Consider the following 20,697-nt stretch of genomic DNA (forward strand, 5'->3'; position numbering starts at 1 on the left):
GAGACGATGAAAGACACAAGATATTTGACATTTGCGCTCTGTAAGGGACGGCTCGCAAAACAGACACTGGAGCTTCTGGAAGAACTGGGGATCACCTGTGAGGAAATGAAAGATAAAGATTCCAGAAAGCTGATTTTTGTGAATGAAGAATTAAAACTCAAATTTTTCTTATCGAAGGGACCGGATGTACCGACCTATGTAGAATATGGTGCGGCGGACATCGGCGTGGTCGGAAAAGACACGATTCTGGAAGCGGGAAAGAAGGTACATGAGGTACTGGATCTTGGTTTTGGTAAATGCAGGATGTGCGTATGCGGACCGGCAGATGCGAAAAAATATCTGGAGAATCACGAACTGATCCGTGTGGCAACAAAATATCCGAATATTGCAAAGGATTATTTTTATAATACCAGACACCAGACGGTAGAGATTATCAAATTGAACGGTTCGATTGAACTTGCACCGATCGTTGGCCTTTCAGAGGTGATCGTGGATATCGTGGAAACCGGATCCACCCTGAAGGAGAACGGACTTGTAGTTCTCGATGAGGTTTGCCCGTTATCAGCGCGTATGATCGTAAACCCGGTCAGCATGCGTCTGGAAAATGACAGGATCAAGGAACTTCTTTATAAACTCAGAAGTATATTAAAAAGGGAGGCTTAATGCACATGAGAATACAAAAGCTGAACAGTGATACAAAGAAAAATCTGCTGGAAGATCTGCTGAAAAGAAGTCCGAACAATTATGGACAGTATGAGGCAAGCGTAAAAGAAATTTTAGATAAAGTAAAAGAAGAAAAAGATGCGGCAGTTTTTGCATACACTGCCAAATTTGATGGGGCAGAGCTTACTGCAGATACGATTGAAGTCACAGATGCAGAAATTGAAGAAGCATATGCGCAGGTTGATGATACACTTCTTACAGTCATCCGCAAAGCAAAAGACAATATCGAAAATTATCATGCAAAACAGCGTCAGAACAGCTGGTTTGACAGTAAACCGGACGGAACCATTCTTGGGCAGAAGATCACTCCGCTTCACAGAGTCGGCGTGTATGTGCCGGGAGGAAAGGCAGTTTATCCGTCTTCGGTACTGATGAATGTGATGCCGGCAAAGGTTGCCGGTGTGGATGAGATCATCATGGTAACGCCTCCTGGAAAAAATGGAAAAGTAAGTCCGAATACACTGGTTGCAGCCAAAGAAGCCGGTGTGGATAAGATCTACAAGGTCGGCGGTGCACAGGCAATTGCAGCCCTTGCATACGGAACAGAGAGTATCCCGAAGGTTGACAAGATCGTAGGACCTGGAAATATCTATGTAGCACTTGCAAAGAAAGCAGTTTACGGTCATGTCAGCATTGATTCCATTGCAGGACCAAGTGAAATCCTGGTTGTGGCAGATGAGACAGCTAATCCGAGATATGTTGCGGCAGACCTGCTTTCCCAGGCAGAGCATGATGAGCTCGCTTCCGCAATTCTTGTTACGACAAGTGAAAAGCTGGCACATGAGGTATCCGATCAGGTAGATGGTTTCTTAAAAGAACTTTCAAGAGCAGAGATCATTTCCAAATCTCTGGATAATTACGGATATATTCTGCTTGCCGATACGATGGAAGATGTGATCGACGTAGCAAATGAGATCGCATCCGAGCATTTGGAAATCCAGACAAAAAATCCATTTGAAGTGATGACCAAGATCCGCAATGCAGGAGCTATCTTTATCGGAGAATATGCAAGCGAGCCACTGGGCGATTATTTCGCCGGACCAAACCATATCCTTCCTACCAACGGAACCGCTAAATTCTTTTCCCCGCTTTCTGTAGACGATTTCATTAAGAAATCCAGTATCATCTCTTATTCAAGAGAAGCACTGCAGAAGGTACATAAGGATATCGAAAGCTTTGCAAAAGCGGAACAGCTGACCGCACATGCCAATTCGATCCATGTACGTTTTGAAGAGGAGGGCTAAAAGATGGAGAGCAGAGTTGCATCCTGCAGTCGTGTGACAAAAGAAACACAGATTGAGATGACACTGAATCTGGACGGAACAGGAAAGACTGACATTTCCACTGGCATCGGTTTCTTTGACCATATGCTTTCCGGCTTTGCAAGACATGGACTTTTTGATCTGACTGTCAAAGTTACCGGAGATCTGGAGGTAGACAGCCACCACACGATCGAGGATACCGGAATCGTGCTGGGACAGACCATTGCAAAAGCACTGGGAGATAAAAAAGGAATCAAGCGGTATGGACATTTTATGCTTCCGATGGATGAGGTACTGGTGCTTTCGGCAATCGACCTTTCCGGAAGACCATATCTGAATTTTGACGCCACATTTACCTGTGATAAATTAGGAGAACTGGACACGGAGATGGTAAAAGAATTTTTCTATGCTGTTTCCTACAGTGGTGCAATGAACCTGCACCTGAAAGTCCTGGATGGCGGCAACAACCATCATATGGCAGAGGCGTTGTTTAAAGCATTTGGAAAAGCGCTTGATATGGCTGTATCCGAAGAACCACGGATGAAAGAAGTGTGGTCTACAAAAGGCAGTCTGTAAAAAGATAAAAGGAGTTTCTCGTATGAGTTATAAAAGATTGATTCCCTGCATTTTTATTCTTGGAGGGAAGGCGGTAAAATGGTTTGATGACCCGACAGTTGTATCTGAAGATGTGATCGCGCTGGCAAAAGAGTACAGCGATAACGGGGCGGATGAACTTCTGGTATTTGACCTGTCAAGCACGGATCAGGATCATGATGAGTCCATTGAACTGATGAAAAAGATCAACCGCGTGATCCGGATCCCGATGGTTGCCGGAGGAAATGTAAAGCGGCAGGAGGATGTGAAGAAAATCCTCTACACCGGTGCAAAGCGTGCCATGCTGAATTTTTCAAAGCCGGATTCACAGAAACTGATCGAATCGGTGGCAAAGCGGTTTGGGAAAGAGAAGATCGCGGTGTCTTTGAATGACTTTGATGCATTATTTAAGCAGCAGCATCTGATCCAGACTTACAGCAGTCAGATCGTATTTATGCACCGTCTGGATCTGAATTCTGTTGTAAATATTACGGATATTCCGTGTGTGGTTGTGACCGATACACTGGAAAAGGAAGAGCTTTTTAAGATCCTGGAATGCCCGGGTGTGAAAGGACTTTCTGGAATGTATGTGAGTCAGAGAGAAATCAATTGTGCTGATTTCAAAGAAGAGTGCAGCCAGAAAGGAATTCGTATGACATCCTTTGAGAGTCTGATGGATTTTTCCGAATTTAAATTAAATTCCGATGGACTGCTTCCGGTTGTCACCCAGCATTATAAGACGTCCGAAGTGCTGATGGTGGCATACATGAATCAGGAGGCATTTGAAAAAACGGTGAAAACCGGACGGATGACCTATTTCAGCCGGAGCAGACAGAGTCTCTGGACAAAAGGCGAGACATCCGGACATTTTCAGTATGTCAAATCCCTGACCATCGACTGTGACAAAGATACCCTGCTTGCAAAAGTCGATCAGGTAGGTGCGGCATGTCATACCGGCAATCCGACCTGCTTCTTCCAGCCAATCGTAGGGGATCAGTATGAAGAAATCAATACGCAGCAGGTATTCGAGAGCGTGTATCATACGATCATGGACCGCAAAGAGTATCCAAAGGAAGGTTCTTACACGAACTATCTGTTTGAAAAAGGTATTGACAAAATTCTGAAGAAGGTTGGAGAAGAAGCTGCCGAGATCATCATTGCGGCGAAGAATCCGAACCCGGAAGAACTCAAATATGAGATGTGCGACTTCCTGTATCACATGATGGTGCTGATGGCAGAACGGGGGATCACCTGGGATGACATCATGGAAGAGATGGCAAAACGGTAAAAATAGCATATTTGAAAAAAAGAGGGACATATACTGAGGTAGAGGTATATGTCCTTTTTGTTTGTCTGAAATTGGGAAAGAACTTTCTGGTAAATGAAAAGAACTACCTGCCAAAGATGCGCACTCGCGCAAAGAAGAATGTTGCAAGTAACTGCGTTCGGCGTAGAATGCACCGAGGCACATTCATTTTAATTGGATGTTTTAGCAGAAGGGAGAGATTGGAATGAACGAATCACAGGAACGCCGCGAGGAGTTGCTTAGGATGTCACGTCAAAAATGGAGAAAAGGCAGTATCCCGGCGGTGCATCCAAGGTATCAGCATGTATATAGGGGATTATATGGAGAACATTCTTCAGAAGAAAATGGCGGAAGCAGTTTTTTTGCGCGGATGTTTATCAGTTTCCTTATCTTTGGGATGTTTGTGGCGGCAGATTATACAGGAGAGAAAATCTGGAAATATACGCCCTCACAGATCGTGTCACAGATTGAGTACCAACCGGATATTATGGGTGGAAAATGGTAAGAGAAGATGGGAAAGCAGTTCTATGGCGGAGACGGACTTGTAGAAAAAGGTGTAGAATTGTGTATTTTTACTAAAAAAACACCACATATGGTTTAATTTATGCTATAATTAAAAATAATCAAATAAAAGATGAATGGAACCCCTAAATTTAATGTTTCATACATTTTATTAATGCAATTGTTAATGCGAAGAAGAATTTTTCGAAAACTTCAAAAATTAACATACAACTTATAGTCTATTTACGATAGGAGGATCAATTATTGAAGTTTAGGAACAAATTTGTATCAAAAAGGATCGGGACAAAGACACTGGCAAGTCTTATGGCATTTGGAATGGCTCTTGGTTCGCCAATGGCGGTATTTGCCGATGATGGAGAAACGGTCGTTGTGGCAGAGAATACAGTGCAGGCAAAAAAGACAGATGGATCAGAAGTATTTGTGGGTGTATCTGATTATGTACGGGGAATGATGGAAAGCGGAGCAGTCAGGCTGAATGATGAAACCGGCTATCTGGAAGATACCTCGACTGGTCAGAAAGTGGATCCGGAGACAGGAGAACGCCTGACAGAGACACCGGATGTTCCGGAGACACCAGCCATACCGGACACCCCTGGAAATCAAGAAAATCCAGAGTCACCGGGAACCCCGGAGAATCCAGAAAACCCAGAGGTTCCGGAAAAACCGGACACTCCGGGAACTCCAGAGACACCGGAAAAACCAGAAACTCCGGAAACCCCGGAGAATCCAGAAATTCCAGAAAAACCAGAAACTCCAGAAAAACCGGATACTCCGGAAACTCCAGAAAAACCGGATACTCCGGGAACTCCAGAGACACCGGAAAAACCAGGCACTCCGGAAAATCCGGATAGCCCGGATTCCGGCAAATCCGATTCCAAAGATCCGATTCAGACACCGGATACTGATAAGGCAGATTCTTCCGAAGACCGGAAAGATACAAAGACTGAACCAATTCCGGGAAGTGAGATCGACCATACACAGGAGATCAGCAAAGCAGAAGAAGCAGCCGGTCAGAACGAATCAAAAACTGCAGTCAGTAATTCTGAACTGATCAACCGTCAGCAGATTGTGAAGCAGCCAGAGATGGTAGAGGATTTCCGTTTCTGGACTGTGGCAAGAAAATATGCATTTGCCAGAACAGCGATCAATGTACGGGAGGAAATTCCGGAAGATGCAGATGGCAGGGCAGATGCTTCCGAGGAAGCCAAAGAAGCAGAGCTTGAAGCGGCAAAAAAAGATGCAAAAGAGCTGAGAGCTGGATTTGATATAGAGAATCAAAAATACAACACGAAAAAAGTGAAACGTACAAAAACGGCAAAAGGTGTAAAAAAATCTGCACAGATCAAACTGACCGGATTCAACATTTTTTCATCAGCGAAATTAAAGACAGAGGCGCCGAATCAGACCAATCTGAAAGCTAGAAAAAGAGCTGAAGCAGCAAGACAGGCTGAGAAGGATCTGCAGAAGCAGAAAGAAGAAAAGGCGGCAAAAGTGACTGCTGACCTGGCAGCACAGCAGATGGAAGAAAAGGTCCGCTCGGTCGGAACGATTTCGCAGGACGGGCTTCTTTATATTTTGAAAGAAGAAGACAATGGCTGGTTGTATGTGGAATCCGGTAATGTCAGGGGATTTGTAAAGGCGTCTGAAATTTATACGGAAGATGCGGCACAGGAACTTCTGGATGTCTATCAGACACAGGCCAGGTTTAAAGCTTCCAAAGAAAACAAAGACTATACCGGAATCGAGGGAACCGCAAAGACGGCACAGGCACTGGTAGAGGCTAAAGATAATCAGGCATATACCTATCTTCGTGCGACGGTGAACCAGACGGTTGCAGATAAAGAACCGGCACTGGTAAGCGAACAGGTAGATACTGATAAAAAAGGAATCCTGGATATTCAGGAGGAGAAGAATGCGGATTCCAGAGTTGTTGGAACAATGACAGCAGGAGAGCTCTGCTACATTCTCGCAGATGAAGATTCAGACTGGGTTTATGTAGAATCCGGAGATGTCAGAGGTTTTGCGGAAAAGAAGTATTTGAAATCAGACGCTGAAACCAAAGCACAGGTGACAGAAAGAGGAGCTGATGCCTATTCAATGGCAGAGGAAAACATGGATCCGGAAGATAATAAGGCTCTTTATTATACGCTGACTTCTACAAAAGAAGGAACGCCGAGTGGTGAGATCCGCCAGTCAATGATTGAATATGCATCCCAGTTTGTCGGTAATCCTTATGTGTGGGGCGGAACCAGTCTGACAAATGGGGCGGACTGTTCCGGATTTGTACAGCAGATCTACAAGGCTTACGGATATGATCTTCCGCGTGTTGCCGAGGATCAGAGCCAGTATGGAACCAAAATTCCAGTAGAAGACGCACAGCCGGGAGACCTGATCTTCTATGCAAAGAACGGTTATGTATATCATGTTGTGATGTATGCCGGAGATGGAAAGACCATCGAAGCTGCAAATGAAGATGTTGGAATTATTTACGGAACTGTTTACGACAAAGATGCAGTATGGGCGACCCGGATTCTGGACGATAATTATACCGTCGCAGGTGGAGGAATCGGCGAGGTCAATGCAACGCAGGAGATGTACGGAACGGATCTTGGCAATTTTACGATTACCTATTACTGTGCATGTGAAATCTGCTGTAACAAAGCAGACGGGATCACAGCAACCGGAACCCCAGTCATTGAGGGACAGACCATTGCGGTGGATCCGAGTGTAATCCCTTACGGAACAAAAGTCATCATCGGCGGACATGTATTTACTGCTGAAGACTGTGGTGGTGCGATCAAGAAAAACCACATTGATGTCTATGTGAACAGCCATGAAGAAGCACTTGCTCTCGGCGTGACGAATGCAGAAGTATATCTGGTTAAATAAAAATTAAGCGAAGGATAATTTGTTCTTTCGGAGTTTATCTAAAGCCATAAAAACAGGGAAATGTTCTGACGTAAAATATGTCAGGACATTTCCTTTTTTTCATTTTACCAAAATATTTTCCGAAAGAAATTACTCTCTGAGTTTGAAAAATTTTATCAGAAATATTTTTAATGAAATATGGACGGTTTTGTCAAAGAGTAGTAAAATAAAAATGTCGCGTTTCGACTAAAAGGACTGCGTTTTACAGAATTTGTAAGAAGGAGCAACAGATTTTGAAATATAGAAATATACAGGTAGCAAAAATGACAGGAACAAAAATTCTCGCAGGATTACTTGTTTTCGGACTTACTTTCAGCGCTCCGGCAACAGCTTGGGCGGCAGAGGGCGTTCTTACAGAGGTTACTTCTAATGGATCAGAAAATGGAGAAAAATTACAGGCAAAATCCATTGATGGGCGTGATACACTTACAGAAGTATCAGATCTTGTCCTGGAGATGATTCATAATGAAGAAATCAGATACAATGAAGAGACTGGATATCTGGAAGATACCGGTCTGCGTGATGCAGCGAAAACAGGATGGAAGGTTGATCCGATAACAGGAGATGAAGTAGAAGTAATCCCGGCTAATCCAGATGTGCCGGTTACGCCGGAGCAACCGACAGATCCGGTCAATCCGGATACACCACAGCAGCCTTCAGATGGCAATGTGAACAATGAACAGCAGCCTTCGGAAGACCAGACAGAAGACTCAGAAGAAAACAAAGCGCAGGAGCAGGAAAAAAATGCGCAGGATAGTGAACACAAGATGACCAATGAAGAACTGGTCAAGAGACAGCAGATCGTCAGTCTTCCGGAATACGAAGAAGATTTCCGTTTCTGGACAGTTGCGAGAAAATATGCATTTGCAAAGACAAAGATCAGCATACGTGAGGCAATTCCGGAGGATATCAATGGAGCCGTTGATACTGATCGGACAGAAAGTGATATTCAGGAAGCAACAGCTGATGCTAAAAAACTGTTTCATAAGGAAACTTCTGTAAGGGCGAAGAAATCAAAGACGAAATCTTCTGCGAAAAAGACGAAAACAGCAAAGAAAGTACAGCTTAATACATTTTCTGCCGGGACATTAAAAAATACAGCAGACACTTCGGGAAAGAAGTCATCCTTAAACTCGGATACTGCTACAGCATTGCAGGATGATACTTTAAATGCATCCTCAGCATCCCGGCAGTTGACCGAAAAGGTGCGTTCTGTCGGAGAAATTTCACAGGATGGACTTCTCTACATTCTGAAAGAAGAAAAGAATGGATGGCTGTATGTAGAATCCGGAAAGGTCAGAGGATTTGTAAAAGAATCCGAGCTTTATACCGGAGATGCCGCACAGGTACTGCTGAGTGGATACCAGAAGCAGGCAAAAAAAGCTGCAAAAAAAGCCAAGATTGCATACACTGGAATCGAAGGGACAGCATCCCTTGCAAAAGAAACGGTTCCGGCAAATGAAAATCAGGCATTTACCCATGTACGTGCAACCGTAAATCAGACACTGGCTACGAAAAAATATGCACTGGCAGATGCATCAAAGTCGGATGGAACTGTAGCAATCCAGGAAGAGGCAAATGTGCAGTCACGTGTGATCGGAATCATGTCTCAGGGAAATCTGTGTTATATCCTTGCGGATGCAGAGAAAGACTGGATCTATGTGGAGTCCGGGGATGTCCGAGGGTTTGTCTCTAAAGAGGCTGTTCAGACTGGGGATGAAGTAAAAGCGCAGGTAGAAGCAGCAGGCGAAGGTGCTTACCAGACAGCTACAGAACTGATCGCACCGGAAGATAACCAGGCACTTTATTATAGCTATGCTTCTGTAAAGCCGGGAACACCGGGGAATGCGATCCGCCAGGCAATGCTGGATTTTGCCGCACAGTTCATTGGCAATCCTTATGTATGGGGCGGTACAAGCCTGACAGAAGGGGCGGACTGCTCCGGATTTGTACAGCAGATCTATAAGACTTTTGGCTATAATCTGCCAAGAGTAGCCGAAGATCAGAGCCAGTATGGAACCAAGATTCCAGTTGAAGACGCACAACCGGGGGATCTGATCTTCTATGCAAAAGACGGTTATGTCCATCATGTTGTGATGTATGCAGGAGACGGAAAGACCATCGAAGCTGCAAATGAAGACCAGGGAATCATTTCGGGAACGGTATATATTCCGGAAGCTGTCTGGGCAACCAGAATCCTGGAAGAAAATTATAATCTGGAAGGCACGGATGTGAACGAACAGAACGCTACAGCCGAACAGTATGGAGACAGTATTGGAGAGTATACCATTGATTATTATTGTTCCTGCGAGACTTGCCGTGCGAAGGCAAGCAAAGTCAAAGCAACCGGAACTCCGGTTGTTGAAGGGCAGACCATTGCGGTTGACCCGGATGAGATTCCGTATGGAACAAAGGTGATCATTGACGGACATGTATTTACTGCTGAAGATTACGATACTTCCGGCAAAGAAAAACATATCAGTATCTATGTCAATGAGCATGAGACTGCACAGAAGCTGAATGAGAAGAAGGCAGAAGTACATCTGGTGAAATAAAGACAATCAAAAAAAGAAATATTAAACAAGAAAAACTTCGGATCACTGGCGAAAATCCAGAATATCCGAAGTTTTTTGCATGTCTACACTATTCAGACAAGTCATTCTCCCGGCTAATGTTTGATCTTTTTCAGTTTTTCATTGTCTGCCTGACATTCGGTCGGGGAAATATGATACATTTTCTTAAAAGCACGAAAAAATGAAGAATAGTCTCCAAAACCGGACTGGACAGCAACCGTTTTAAGCGGAATATCCTGCCGGATCAGCGAGACCGCAAGTGCCAGCCGTTTCTTTAAAATATACTGATGACAGGTCGTATTCAGTTGTTTCTGAAAAAATTTGTTCAAACTGCTCTTGCTCATGTGGAAAGTACGCGCCAGATCCTCCACGCCGATTTCTTTCAGAAAATGCTGATCCAGATAGCGGACGATCTGGTTGGTCTGATCGGATTCAATCTCAATAAATTCGGTGGAATATTTCAGGGCATAATTGATGATTTTTACCAGAAGACAGGTGGATGCACCACAGGCATAGGTTTCGGAAAGCTCCCCATAAGAAGCATATTCCCGGTAAAAGGTTTCAAATTCTTCCTCAAAATTGCACAGCTTATTGGTAGTATGAAGAAGATGAGGTGTGTCAATATTGAAAACAGATTCCTCAAGAGCCGGAAGCTGGCTTTTCAGATTGGAAATATATGATTTTTCCAGCCATACAGTGATAAAATCATAATAGTTTGCAACAAGATCACTGGAGGTAAAGTAGTGTGGAATATCCGGTGGAATAACCAGAATATCGCCATTTGTAATAAAATGCCGTTTCTGGCCGATGCGAAACAGAAAATCTCCGCTTTTACAAAAGCTGATCTCATAAAATCCGCTTTTGATCATAGAAAGATCTTCCATCAGATATCCTTTGTGGTGCGTGCATTTTACATGGCGCAGATGGCGTTTGCCGGACAGATGCATTTCAGGGCTTTGCTCATATAATTTTTTCATTTATAAACCTTTCATGATGAATAATAATTTAACAAATCTTTTGTAATCATTATACAATACACATTGCAAAAAAGGTAAAATAAATTGTAAAAAAATTATGTTTTTTGTTATAGATAAAAACAATAAATTGTTAAAAGTTACAAAAATAACGAGAAATCGCCGTTTTCTGGAATTATTGATAAATAATAGCAATAAGTACAAAAAGTGATAGAAAAAAGCTATTTGCAAAGAAAAAAACATTTTGGTAGTATTTTTGAAGAGTTGTTAACTAGGGGATATACCGACAGAGCAACTTAAGGAAAATACAATGGAGGAAAAAGGAAAATGAAAAGAAGAGCACTCGCATTATTGTGTGCAGGAATTTTAGCAGTCGGTATGCTTGCCGGATGTGGTGGAAGTTCCGACAAGAAAGACAGCAGCGCAAAGACAGAAGACACGAAGAAAGAGGCAAAAAGTGATGGGACTTTTACATTTGCATTGAATTATATGCCAAATTCACTTCAGCCAAGTGCACAGAGCAGTGATGACTTGGTAAGTGCAATCCGCCCAATCTATGAACCGTTATTTGCTGAGACAAAAGACGGTCTGGAATATTATCTGGCTGATAAGCTTGATATTTCAGAAGATGGTCTTACCTACACACTTCATATTAATGACAAAGCAACATGGAGTGATGGAGAACCGGTTACAGTAAAAGATATCAAATTTACCATTGATTATGGTGTATTGGTTTATGGCGGACCTACATCATTCACCAAGGTAAATGGTGGAGAAGTGCAGATCAACGAGATTGATGATAAGACAATGGAATTTGTACTTCCATCAGTATATGATAACTATGTCAGAACGTTATCTCAGTTCTATCCAATGCCGGCACATGCATTTGATAATGATCCGTCAAAGATTGATGACAGTACATACTTCAAAACACCGGGTATGGCTACATCTGGAGCATATGTAGTAAGCGAAATTAACGAAGATAGTTTTGTTTATACAGCAAGAGATGACTACTACAGAGGAACTCCTTCTGTTAAGAAAGTCGTTATAAAAACAATCGGCAGCGGAAGCACAAAACAGATCGAATTTGAAAATGGCGGAATTGATTATATGCGTGTTACAAGCGCAGAAGACCTGAAGAAATACAAAGAGGAGTCTGATAAATACAATATGTACAGTATATCAGAAGCTCGTCTTAATTACCTTCAGTTAAACCCACACGGACCGGTAATGTCTACATTATCTCAGGATGCAAGAAAAGCAATCTTCCTTGCACTTGACAAAGATGCGATCGTTGATTTTGCATGGGGATCAGATGAACTTGCAGAGCCGGCGAACAGCCTCATCACACCGGACCAGTCTATTTATAATAAAAACTGTAAAGGATATAACTTCAATCTGGAAGAAGCAAAAAAACTTGCAAAATCATCCGGATTGGAAGGAAAAGAACTTACATATATTTACAATTCAGACCGTGCAAATATGGAATCTGTAGCAACTGTCGTACAGCAGCAGTTAGCTGAAATCGGCGTAACAGTAAATATTGAAAGCTGCGATACTTCTACATTCTTCCCACGTTTCTTTGCAAGCAAAGATAAAGAACTGGCTACAACATGGGATCTTGGTACAAACGGATGGGATTCACAGCGTGGTTCAAACTGTGGACAGGCAATCAGCTACTTTACAAATCGTCTCTGTGATTGTGGATACAGTGATGAAGTTTCAGGGCTTGCTCAGAAAGCCATAGGAACTGCAGATGCGAAAGAAAAACAGGAACTTTGGAATACAATTCAGGACAAAGCGTTGGAAGAATGTTGGGAATACCCACTTACATATACAAACTTTGTTATGGTTTCGCAGAAAAATGTTACTGGTTTAGATGGTTCGTCAGTTGTTCCTGAATTCATTGATTACTTATCTATTCATATGGATTAAAAATTCACACTAGCTGAAAAGCATACGGAATGTGGCATGCCTTTAAAGTAAAGACAAGCCACATTCTTTCATATATTCGATTTTACAGAGAGGAATACTTATGTGGAAATATTGTTTAAAAAAGACGGCTCAGGTAGTAATCGTAATGATATTGATTTCCTTTTTTTCATTTGCAATTGTCTATTTTGCACCAGGTGACATATCGGATATGTATGTGAATCCGGAAATGACGGAAGAACAGAAAGCTAATGTGATTGCACAATTGGGGTTGGATAAGAGCATGACAGAGCAGTATTTTGCCTGGGCTAAACGTGCGGTACACGGAGATTTAGGTGTATCCTTATCTAATAAGTCGGCTGTGTGGCCACAGTTTATGCAGCGTCTTCCGGCAACGATCATACTTATGGGAAGTTCTATGATCTTGTCACTTTTACTTGCAATCCCGCTTGGTTTATGGTCGGGATATAAGAAGAACTCATGGCTTGATAACTTGATAAGTTCGTTAGCGTATATGGGAATGTCCATTCCTTCTTTTTGGTTTGGTATGCTGCTTATTATTGTATTTGCTGCAGTATTAAAGGTATTACCTTCTTCCGGTATGCATACCGTTGGAAATGTATCTGCATTTGATACGTTCCAGCATATGATTCTTCCATGTATTACGCTTAGTATCGGTCATGTTGCGGTTTATATCCGTTATATCCGTGCAAATACCATCGGACAGTTAAGCGAAGAGTATGTGCTTACCGCCGAAGCAAAGGGAGATTCTCAGACGAAAATTTTATTCCGACATGTGTTGAAAAACACGCTGTTGCCTATCATTACATTGATGGGAATGAATCTGGCATCTTTGGTATGTGGATCCTTTATTGTAGAAAGTGTCTTTGGATGGCCGGGAATTGGAACCTTTGCGATGTCTGCGATTGGTTCAAGGGATTATCCGGTAATCATGGCGTATGTTATGCTTTCAGGTTTTCTTTTGGTAGTCGGTAATTTTATTGCAGATTTATTGTATGCCTTTGTTGATCCAAGAATTAAACGGGGAGGTGCATCCGGTGGGAAATAATATAGTAATAACCAATGATTCATTTGCAAAACTGGAAAAAAAGAAAACAGTAGAAGTTTCTGTGGAGAGACAGAGCGTATGGAAAGATATTTGGAAAGAACTAAGGAAAAACAAAGTTGCTATGGTAAGTGTCGTACTTCTTGCCATTCTCATCATTGCTGTTCTTTTGGCACCTCTTAGTCCTTACGATCCTTATAAGTTAGATGCCTCTCAAAAACTGCAGGGTATTTCATCCAGTCACTGGTTTGGCACAGATGAGTACGGAAGAGATTATTTTACCAGAACCTTATATGGTGGAAGAGTTTCTTTGCTGGTGGGATTCATGTCTATGATCATGACGGTTGTAATCGGAACATCATTAGGTGTATTCTCCGGTTATGTCGGAGGAAAAGTGGATATGTTTTTGATGAGTTTCACAGATATTTTCCTTGCTCTTCCGAGTATGCTGTTAATGGTTATTTTAAATACCTTTTTAAAGCCTGGTTTACCGACTCTGATCGTTGTATTGAGTCTGTTTTCCTGGGCATCCGTTGCAAGAATTACGAGAGCGGAGACAATGTCATTAAAGGAACGAGATTTTGTGGTGGCTACACAGAATCTGGGGGCATCAAACTTCCGCGTGATCGTTAAACATATTATCCCTAATATTTTAGGACCGGTTATTGTTGCAGCAAGCTTGAGTGTGGCAAATGCAATTCTGATGGAATCTTCTCTAAGCTTCCTGGGATTAGGCGTGCAGATTCCACGTGCATCCTGGGGAAGTATGCTTCAGGGAGCACAGGCGCATATTTTGGATTACCCTTTATTGGCGGTATATCCGGGCGTAATGATCCTAATTACAGTTTTGAGCTTTAATTTACTGGGAGATATTCTGAGAAACGCATTAGAACCTAAAATTGTAGAATAGCAAAATATGCAGTAACCACCTTAGTGAAAGGGATAGAAAAAATGAATAATTTATTAGAAATGAAACATGTGGCTGTGAATTTTGCTGCATATGGAGGCACTGTGCAGGCGGTGCGGGATATATCGTTTTCTATTGAAGAAGGACAGACGGTTGCACTGGTAGGAGAATCGGGCTGTGGAAAATCGATTACAGCGAAAACTATTATGGGGCTTGTAAAAAAGCCGGGGAAAGTAATGGAAGGAAGCCAGATCATATTTGAAGGTACAGATATCGCAAAATATTCTTCTAAGGAGTGGAAAAAATTCCGTGGCAAAGAATGTTCTATGATTTTTCAGGATGCACTTGTTTCTTTAAATCCGACCATGAAAATCGGAAAGCAGATCATGGAAAGTCTTGACAATCATGCCGTAACGACTTCTAAAGAAGAAAAAAAGAAAAAAGTAATCGATATGCTGAAGTTAACAGGCATTGCAGATGCTGAAAAATGTCTTGAAAAGTATCCGCATGAGTTATCTGGTGGAATGCGGCAGAGGATTATGATCGCAATTGCATTGATTTCTCATCCGAAATTGTTGATTGCTGATGAACCAACCACATCTTTGGATGTAACGATCCAGGCGCAGATTCTGGCTGAAATGAAAGCTCTGCAGAAAAAACTGAAGATGGCAATTCTGCTGATTACGCATGATTTGGGAATTGTGGCGGATGTGGCTGATAAAATTATAGTTATGTACGCCGGGAAAATTGTAGAAGAGGGTACGGTCAGAGAGATTTTCTATCATCCGGTTCATCCATATACAAAAGCACTTTTAAATTCCGTTCCACGACTGGACAGAGACGGAAAAGAAATGCTTTGTACCATAGAAGGAAACATTCCGGATATGACAAATCCGCCGAAGGGATGTGCATTTTGTGAAAGATGTCCGCATGCCATGAATATTTGTGCACAGTATATGCCGGAGGAAAAAACGGTATCTTCCAGTCACAGGGCATCCTGTTGGATGATGGATGAACGTGCCGCAAAGGGAGGTGTTGCACATGCCTAGCCATAAGAAAATCTTAGAAGTTAAAAATTTGAAAAAATATTTTCCGGCTGCTCAAAAACAACAGTTAAAGGCTGTTGATAATGTGTCATTTGATATTTACGAAGGTGAGACGCTGGGAATTGTTGGTGAATCCGGATGTGGGAAAACAACCTGCGGAAAAACCTGTCTTGGAATGTATCCGGTAACAGATGGAGAAGTTCTGTTTCACGGGAAGAACATTCATACCATGTCAAAGAAAGAACGGTTTGCATTTACAAAACGTGTGCAAATGATTTTCCAAGATCCGTATGCGTCTCTTGACCCACACCAGAAGGTTTATGATATAATAGCAGAAGGAATCCAGATTCACGGGATGGCGAAGAACAAAACGGAAGAAAAGAAGATGGTAGCGGAACTACTTGAGATGGTTGGATTGAATGCAGAGCATGCAGCGAGAAATGTCCACGAGTTTTCAGGTGGGCAGCGTCAGAGGATTGGAATTGCCAGAGCACTTTCCGTTAATCCGGAATTCTTGTTTTGTGATGAGCCTATTTCAGCATTGGATGTTTCGATACAGGCACAGATTATAAATCTGCTTATGAAATTACAGAAAGAAAAAAATCTGACCATGTTGTTTATTGCACATGACCTGTCTATTGTAAAACATATATCAGATCGTATAGGGGTAATGTACTTGGGAAAAATGGTAGAACTTACAGAATCCTCTAAGTTATATGTTGAACCAAAACATCCCTATACGAGAGCTCTTTTATCAGCGGTTCCGATTGCGGATCCTGAGGCATCAGCACAAAAAGAGCGTATTATGTTAAAAGGCGATGTCCCAAGTCCGGTGAATCCACCAGTTGGATGCAGATTTGCAGGACGCTGTGAAAACTGTATGGAGATCTGTCGTAAGGAAGAACCTCAGATGATAGAGATTGTTCCGGGACATTATGTGGCATGTCACCTGTATGATGAGATACCAGGGTCAAAAGGTCAGAAAGCCGATGCAAGCTTGCTTGCAAGAGTGCAAAGCACGTAGCAATCTGGTATCAAAGGGGTCAAAATACCTTTTGACTACAATATCATGATGACTAAAAGAAAAAAATGTATGTAACAGAGGAGAAAGAAAAATGAAGTACGATTTTACAAGTATTATTGACCGTAAAGGAAAAGATGCCCTTGCAGTGGATATCCTTCCAAATATGCTTGGGCCGGGGAAAAAAGTAGAAGTAAGAGAAGGGCTGGATTACATTCCGATGTGGGTTGCGGACATGAACTTTCCGGCACTCCCGAAGATCACCGAAGCGATCATTGAAAGAGCGAAACATCCGACCTATGGATATTTTATTACCAGAGATGAGTATTACAACAGCATCATCAAGTGGCATGAAGAACAGAATCATGTGACCGGACTGAAAAAAGAACATATCGGTTATGAGAATGGAGTTTTAGGCGGCGTGGCAAGTGCACTTCACGCAGTCTGCTCACAGGGTGACAATGTCCTTGTCCATGCACCGACTTATATTGGATTTACCGGCACACTGAACAACAATGGCTACCATATCATTCACAGCCCGCTGAAAAAGGATGAAGAAGGCATCTGGCGGATGGACTTTGAGGATATGGAAGAGAAGATCGTGAAAAACAAGATCCATGCAGCTGTTTTCTGTTCACCGCACAATCCGACCGGCCGTGTATGGGAGCGCTGGGAAATCGAGAAAGCAATGGAAATTTATAAAAAATACGATGTGACCGTCATTTCCGATGAAATCTGGTCCGACATTATTTTATATGGAAACGAGCATATCCCAACCCAGTCTGTATCTGAAGATGCAAAAAACAGAACGATTGCTTTATACGCACCGTCAAAGACCTTCAACCTTGCCGGACTGATCGGAAGCTATCATATTATATACAACAAACGCCTGAAAGACAGAGTGTTAAAAGAGTCTTCCCTCTGCCATTACAATTCGATGAATGTGCTGTCCATGCATGCACTAATGGGTGCGTATACACCGGAAGGACAGGAATGGGTTGGCGAGCTTCGGGAAGTGATCGGGGAAAATGTCGCTTATGCATGCGATTATATCGACAAACATTTTGAAGGTGTTTCCGTAACCAGGCCGCAGGGAACCTATATGCTGTTTGTTAACTGTGAAGAATGGTGCAAGGCACATGATAAGAGCCTGGAAGACGTTCTGAAGATGGGATATGAAGCAGGTGTGTTCTGGCAGAACGGAAAGCCATTCCATGGCGAATGGTATATTCGTATGAACCTTGCACTGCCGACATCCAGAGTGAAAGAAGCATTTGACCGTCTGGATAAATATGTATTCAATGCTTAAAATGCATACAATAAAGGAGGAAAATAAAAATGGAATTAGTAAAAGAGCTGCCGGAGATTTTTGAAGAATTTGCAGAGCAGAGACAGAGATCTTTCCTGGTAATGAAAGAAGTAAAGGACAAAGGAATTCCGGTTGTAGGTGCGTACTGTACCTACTTCCCACAGGAAATCGCAATGGCTATGGGAGCAGTTACCGTAGGACTTTGCTCTACATCCGATGAAACGATCCCGATCGCAGAAAAGGATCTGCCGAAGAATCTGTGCCCGATGGTAAAGGCAAGTTACGGTTTTGCCGTATCTGACAAATGTCCATTCTTCTATTTCTCAGACGTGGTAGTCGGAGAGACAACCTGTGATGGAAAGAAAAAGATGTACGAACTGATGAAAGAATTCAAAAATGTCTATATCATGGAACTTCCAAACTCACAGAGAGAAGATTCCCTGGAACTGTGGACAAAAGAGATCATCCGTTTCAAAGAATATCTGGAAAAGACATTTAATGTAGAGATCACAGAAGAAAAAGTGCGCCATGCTGTTCATGTATCCAACCAGGGACGTATTGCACTGAAGAAATTCTACGAAGTTATGAAAAATGATCCGGCTCCGATGAACGGTTCCCAGCTGTTCGGTGTTCTCTATGGAAGCCAATTCAAATTCGACAAAGAAAAGATGCCGGCAGAAATTGATGCTCTTCGTGAAAAGCTGATGAAAGAATACGAAGAAGGGGAAAAACCAGAGAGAAAGAAACGTATCCTTTTAACCGGATGTCCAAGCAGCGGTGCACCGATGAAGGTTGTAAAAGCCATCGAAGAACACGGTGGAAATGTTGTAGTCTATGAAAACTGTGGAGGTGCAAAATCTGTTGACCGTCTCATCGATGAAGATGCAGAGGACATCTACAAAGCAATTGCAGAGAGATATCTTGCAATCGGATGTTCCGTTATGACACCAGATAACAACCGTATTGAACTGATGGGAAGACTCCTTGAAGAGTATAATATCGAGGGTGTAGTAGAAATGACACTTCAGGCATGTCATACTTACAATATTGAGGCAAAGAGCATTGAGAAATTTGTAAAATCTAAAGGACTTCCGTATATCCATGTAGAGACCGATTATTCTCAGGCAGATATCGGACAGCTGGATACACGAATTGCTGCATTTTTAGAGATGATCTAGGATTCAGAATGTATCAAATTTAAAAGAATATGTCCCGGTATTCTGAAAAAGTGGATGGGATTCTAACAGATTTATGTTATAATAGGAATTAACAGGCAGGGAACAGGCATCAGTCTGTTCCCTGTGTATATTTACAGGTATATGGAGAATATACCGGATTTTTTTCAGAGAGCAGCTGAGACTGAGGCGAAGCCTTTGAAAAAATTTTACCAGATTGAATAAAATAAGAGAGGTACTGAATATGACAATCGAAGAACGCGCAGCAAAAGCTGCAGATTTAAAAGCTGCCGGAGCATGCAACTGTTCCCAGGCAGTGGTAAAAGTATTTGAAGATAAGCTTTCATTGGACGATGAGACACTGATGAAATTAACCGCAGGCTATGCAGCTGGAATGGGATGTCTGGAAGCAACCTGCGGGGCACTCATTGGAGCTGTGATGACCGCCGGAGTCCTGACAGACGGAGCCGGAACGCCTCGTTATTCCAAAGAAATCCTTGCAAAGTTTCAGCAAAAATGCGGAGCAACGATCTGTAGGGAGTTGAAGGGCGTCGGCACAGGAAAGGTACTCTGTGAATGTCCGGAATGCGTAAGAAATGCGGTGCTTGCACTAGGAGAAGTAATGGGGATTGAATAAATAAAACGATACGAATACGGAACACATCCACATTTGTGCTATACTTAAGCTAACAAAGTGTTTAGGACATGGTTTCATAGCTTCAAGAAAGTAACGGTTTTAAAATACAGGCTGAACTGACAACAGACTAAGAAGACTATTCCAAAACCAAAGGCGCCGGCTTCCGATGCAAAGGATAAAGTTCCGGAGACGGGAGATAGCAGTTCTATGACATTGTATCTGGTTCTGATGGGGATTACAGCAATGTCAGGAGCACTGGTATTAAGAAGAAAAAGTAAATAACAAAAGGGCGTATCGGTGCGGATATCAAGAGATTTTATTTCCCCCTCTCAGGTATAATACATCTTGGAGGGGGAATTTTATAACCAGATAAGTATGATTCTAAGATTAGTCATGTTTTTAAATGTGTTCTTGTATTATGCGGAATTGATTCAGAAAAATATCATTGTCAGGACTTTGATATGGCTAAAATGGTTGATTTTCTCACTTAAACAAGCTATTATTAAAAGTAATTGTCTTAATAAAATACTCGTTTCAAAATTATCGCTTACAGTATTATACGATATGATAAAGTATCATTGTGGTCGCATTCTGTCGTAAGCAGTCGCATACAATCCTTACGACAGAAAAACGGTCGTAAAACAGCAAAAAATGGGGTAAAATGGCAATGTCATTAAGTTAATTTAAAAATTAAAAAAAGCAGAATGCAAGTAGGTAAAATC

The 20,697-nt window shown here is 42.2% G+C and carries 17 protein-coding genes; 16 read left to right on the plus strand and 1 reads right to left on the minus strand.

Annotation, left to right across the window (positions count from 1 at the left end; translation table 11 throughout):
- Positions 1-6: 6 nt before the first annotated feature.
- The 7 genes from hisG to PGW42_RS10130 all read left to right on the plus strand — a co-directional run bounded on the left by hisG (position 7) and on the right by PGW42_RS10130 (position 9,890).
- A complete protein-coding gene (gene hisG, locus PGW42_RS10100; protein WP_022220614.1) occupies positions 7-663 on the plus strand; it encodes an ATP phosphoribosyltransferase in 657 nt (218 codons plus the stop codon).
- Positions 664-668: 5 nt separating this feature from the next.
- Positions 669-1,967 (plus strand): histidinol dehydrogenase, encoded by a 1,299-nt coding sequence (hisD, locus tag PGW42_RS10105; protein ID WP_270203536.1) that lies wholly within the window; start codon positions 669-671, stop codon positions 1,965-1,967.
- A 3-nt stretch (positions 1,968-1,970) separates the two neighbouring features.
- Positions 1,971-2,561 (plus strand): imidazoleglycerol-phosphate dehydratase HisB, encoded by a 591-nt coding sequence (gene hisB, locus PGW42_RS10110; protein ID WP_022220612.1) that lies wholly within the window; start codon positions 1,971-1,973, stop codon positions 2,559-2,561.
- 22 nt (positions 2,562-2,583) lie between these two features.
- Entirely contained in the window at positions 2,584-3,867 is a 1,284-nt protein-coding gene (gene hisIE / locus PGW42_RS10115) for a bifunctional phosphoribosyl-AMP cyclohydrolase/phosphoribosyl-ATP diphosphatase HisIE (RefSeq protein WP_270203537.1), read from the plus strand.
- A 223-nt stretch (positions 3,868-4,090) separates the two neighbouring features.
- Positions 4,091-4,390, plus strand: coding sequence for a hypothetical protein (locus PGW42_RS10120; protein ID WP_022220610.1), 300 nt, complete (start codon positions 4,091-4,093; stop codon positions 4,388-4,390).
- Positions 4,391-4,650: 260 nt separating this feature from the next.
- Positions 4,651-7,296 (plus strand): C40 family peptidase, encoded by a 2,646-nt coding sequence (locus PGW42_RS10125; protein ID WP_270235138.1) that lies wholly within the window; start codon positions 4,651-4,653, stop codon positions 7,294-7,296.
- 272 nt (positions 7,297-7,568) lie between these two features.
- Complete coding sequence (locus PGW42_RS10130; RefSeq protein WP_270203539.1) at positions 7,569-9,890, plus strand: C40 family peptidase; 2,322 nt, start codon at positions 7,569-7,571, stop codon at positions 9,888-9,890.
- A 113-nt stretch (positions 9,891-10,003) separates the two neighbouring features.
- On the opposite strand, the gene PGW42_RS10135 is transcribed toward PGW42_RS10130, so the two are convergent.
- Complete coding sequence (locus tag PGW42_RS10135) at positions 10,004-10,885, minus strand: AraC family transcriptional regulator (protein WP_270203540.1); 882 nt, start codon at positions 10,883-10,885, stop codon at positions 10,004-10,006.
- A 324-nt stretch (positions 10,886-11,209) separates the two neighbouring features.
- Here PGW42_RS10135 and PGW42_RS10140 point away from each other — a divergent pair, with 324 nt between their 5' ends.
- From PGW42_RS10140 to PGW42_RS16265, 9 genes are all read left to right on the plus strand, one after another.
- Entirely contained in the window at positions 11,210-12,817 is a 1,608-nt protein-coding gene (locus tag PGW42_RS10140; protein WP_117558611.1) for an ABC transporter substrate-binding protein, read from the plus strand.
- A 100-nt stretch (positions 12,818-12,917) separates the two neighbouring features.
- Entirely contained in the window at positions 12,918-13,883 is a 966-nt protein-coding gene (locus PGW42_RS10145) for an ABC transporter permease (protein WP_022220605.1), read from the plus strand.
- A 1-nt stretch (position 13,884) separates the two neighbouring features.
- Positions 13,885-14,790, plus strand: a complete 906-nt coding sequence (locus PGW42_RS10150; protein WP_416386984.1) for an ABC transporter permease — start codon at positions 13,885-13,887, stop codon at positions 14,788-14,790.
- Positions 14,791-14,831: 41 nt separating this feature from the next.
- On the plus strand, positions 14,832-15,836 hold the full coding sequence (locus PGW42_RS10155) for an ABC transporter ATP-binding protein (protein ID WP_022220603.1): 1,005 nt from the start codon (positions 14,832-14,834) through the stop codon (positions 15,834-15,836).
- Complete coding sequence (locus PGW42_RS10160; protein ID WP_270203541.1) at positions 15,829-16,857, plus strand: ABC transporter ATP-binding protein; 1,029 nt, start codon at positions 15,829-15,831, stop codon at positions 16,855-16,857. The genes PGW42_RS10155 and PGW42_RS10160 overlap by 8 nt, the downstream gene beginning before the upstream one ends.
- Positions 16,858-16,948: 91 nt before the next feature.
- Complete coding sequence (locus PGW42_RS10165; protein WP_270203542.1) at positions 16,949-18,163, plus strand: MalY/PatB family protein; 1,215 nt, start codon at positions 16,949-16,951, stop codon at positions 18,161-18,163.
- A gap of 29 nt (positions 18,164-18,192) precedes the next feature.
- Complete coding sequence (locus PGW42_RS10170) at positions 18,193-19,341, plus strand: double-cubane-cluster-containing anaerobic reductase (protein ID WP_055260543.1); 1,149 nt, start codon at positions 18,193-18,195, stop codon at positions 19,339-19,341.
- Between the two features lie 241 nt (positions 19,342-19,582).
- Positions 19,583-19,975, plus strand: coding sequence for a C-GCAxxG-C-C family protein (locus PGW42_RS10175; RefSeq protein WP_022220600.1), 393 nt, complete (start codon positions 19,583-19,585; stop codon positions 19,973-19,975).
- A 138-nt stretch (positions 19,976-20,113) separates the two neighbouring features.
- Positions 20,114-20,257 (plus strand): sortase B protein-sorting domain-containing protein, encoded by a 144-nt coding sequence (locus PGW42_RS16265; protein WP_442872433.1) that lies wholly within the window; start codon positions 20,114-20,116, stop codon positions 20,255-20,257.
- Positions 20,258-20,697 lie beyond the last annotated feature (440 nt).

The sequence above is a fragment of the Coprococcus sp. TM115-187 genome, assembly GCF_027679115.1.
Lineage (GTDB): Bacteria > Bacillota > Clostridia > Lachnospirales > Lachnospiraceae > Allocoprococcus > Allocoprococcus comes.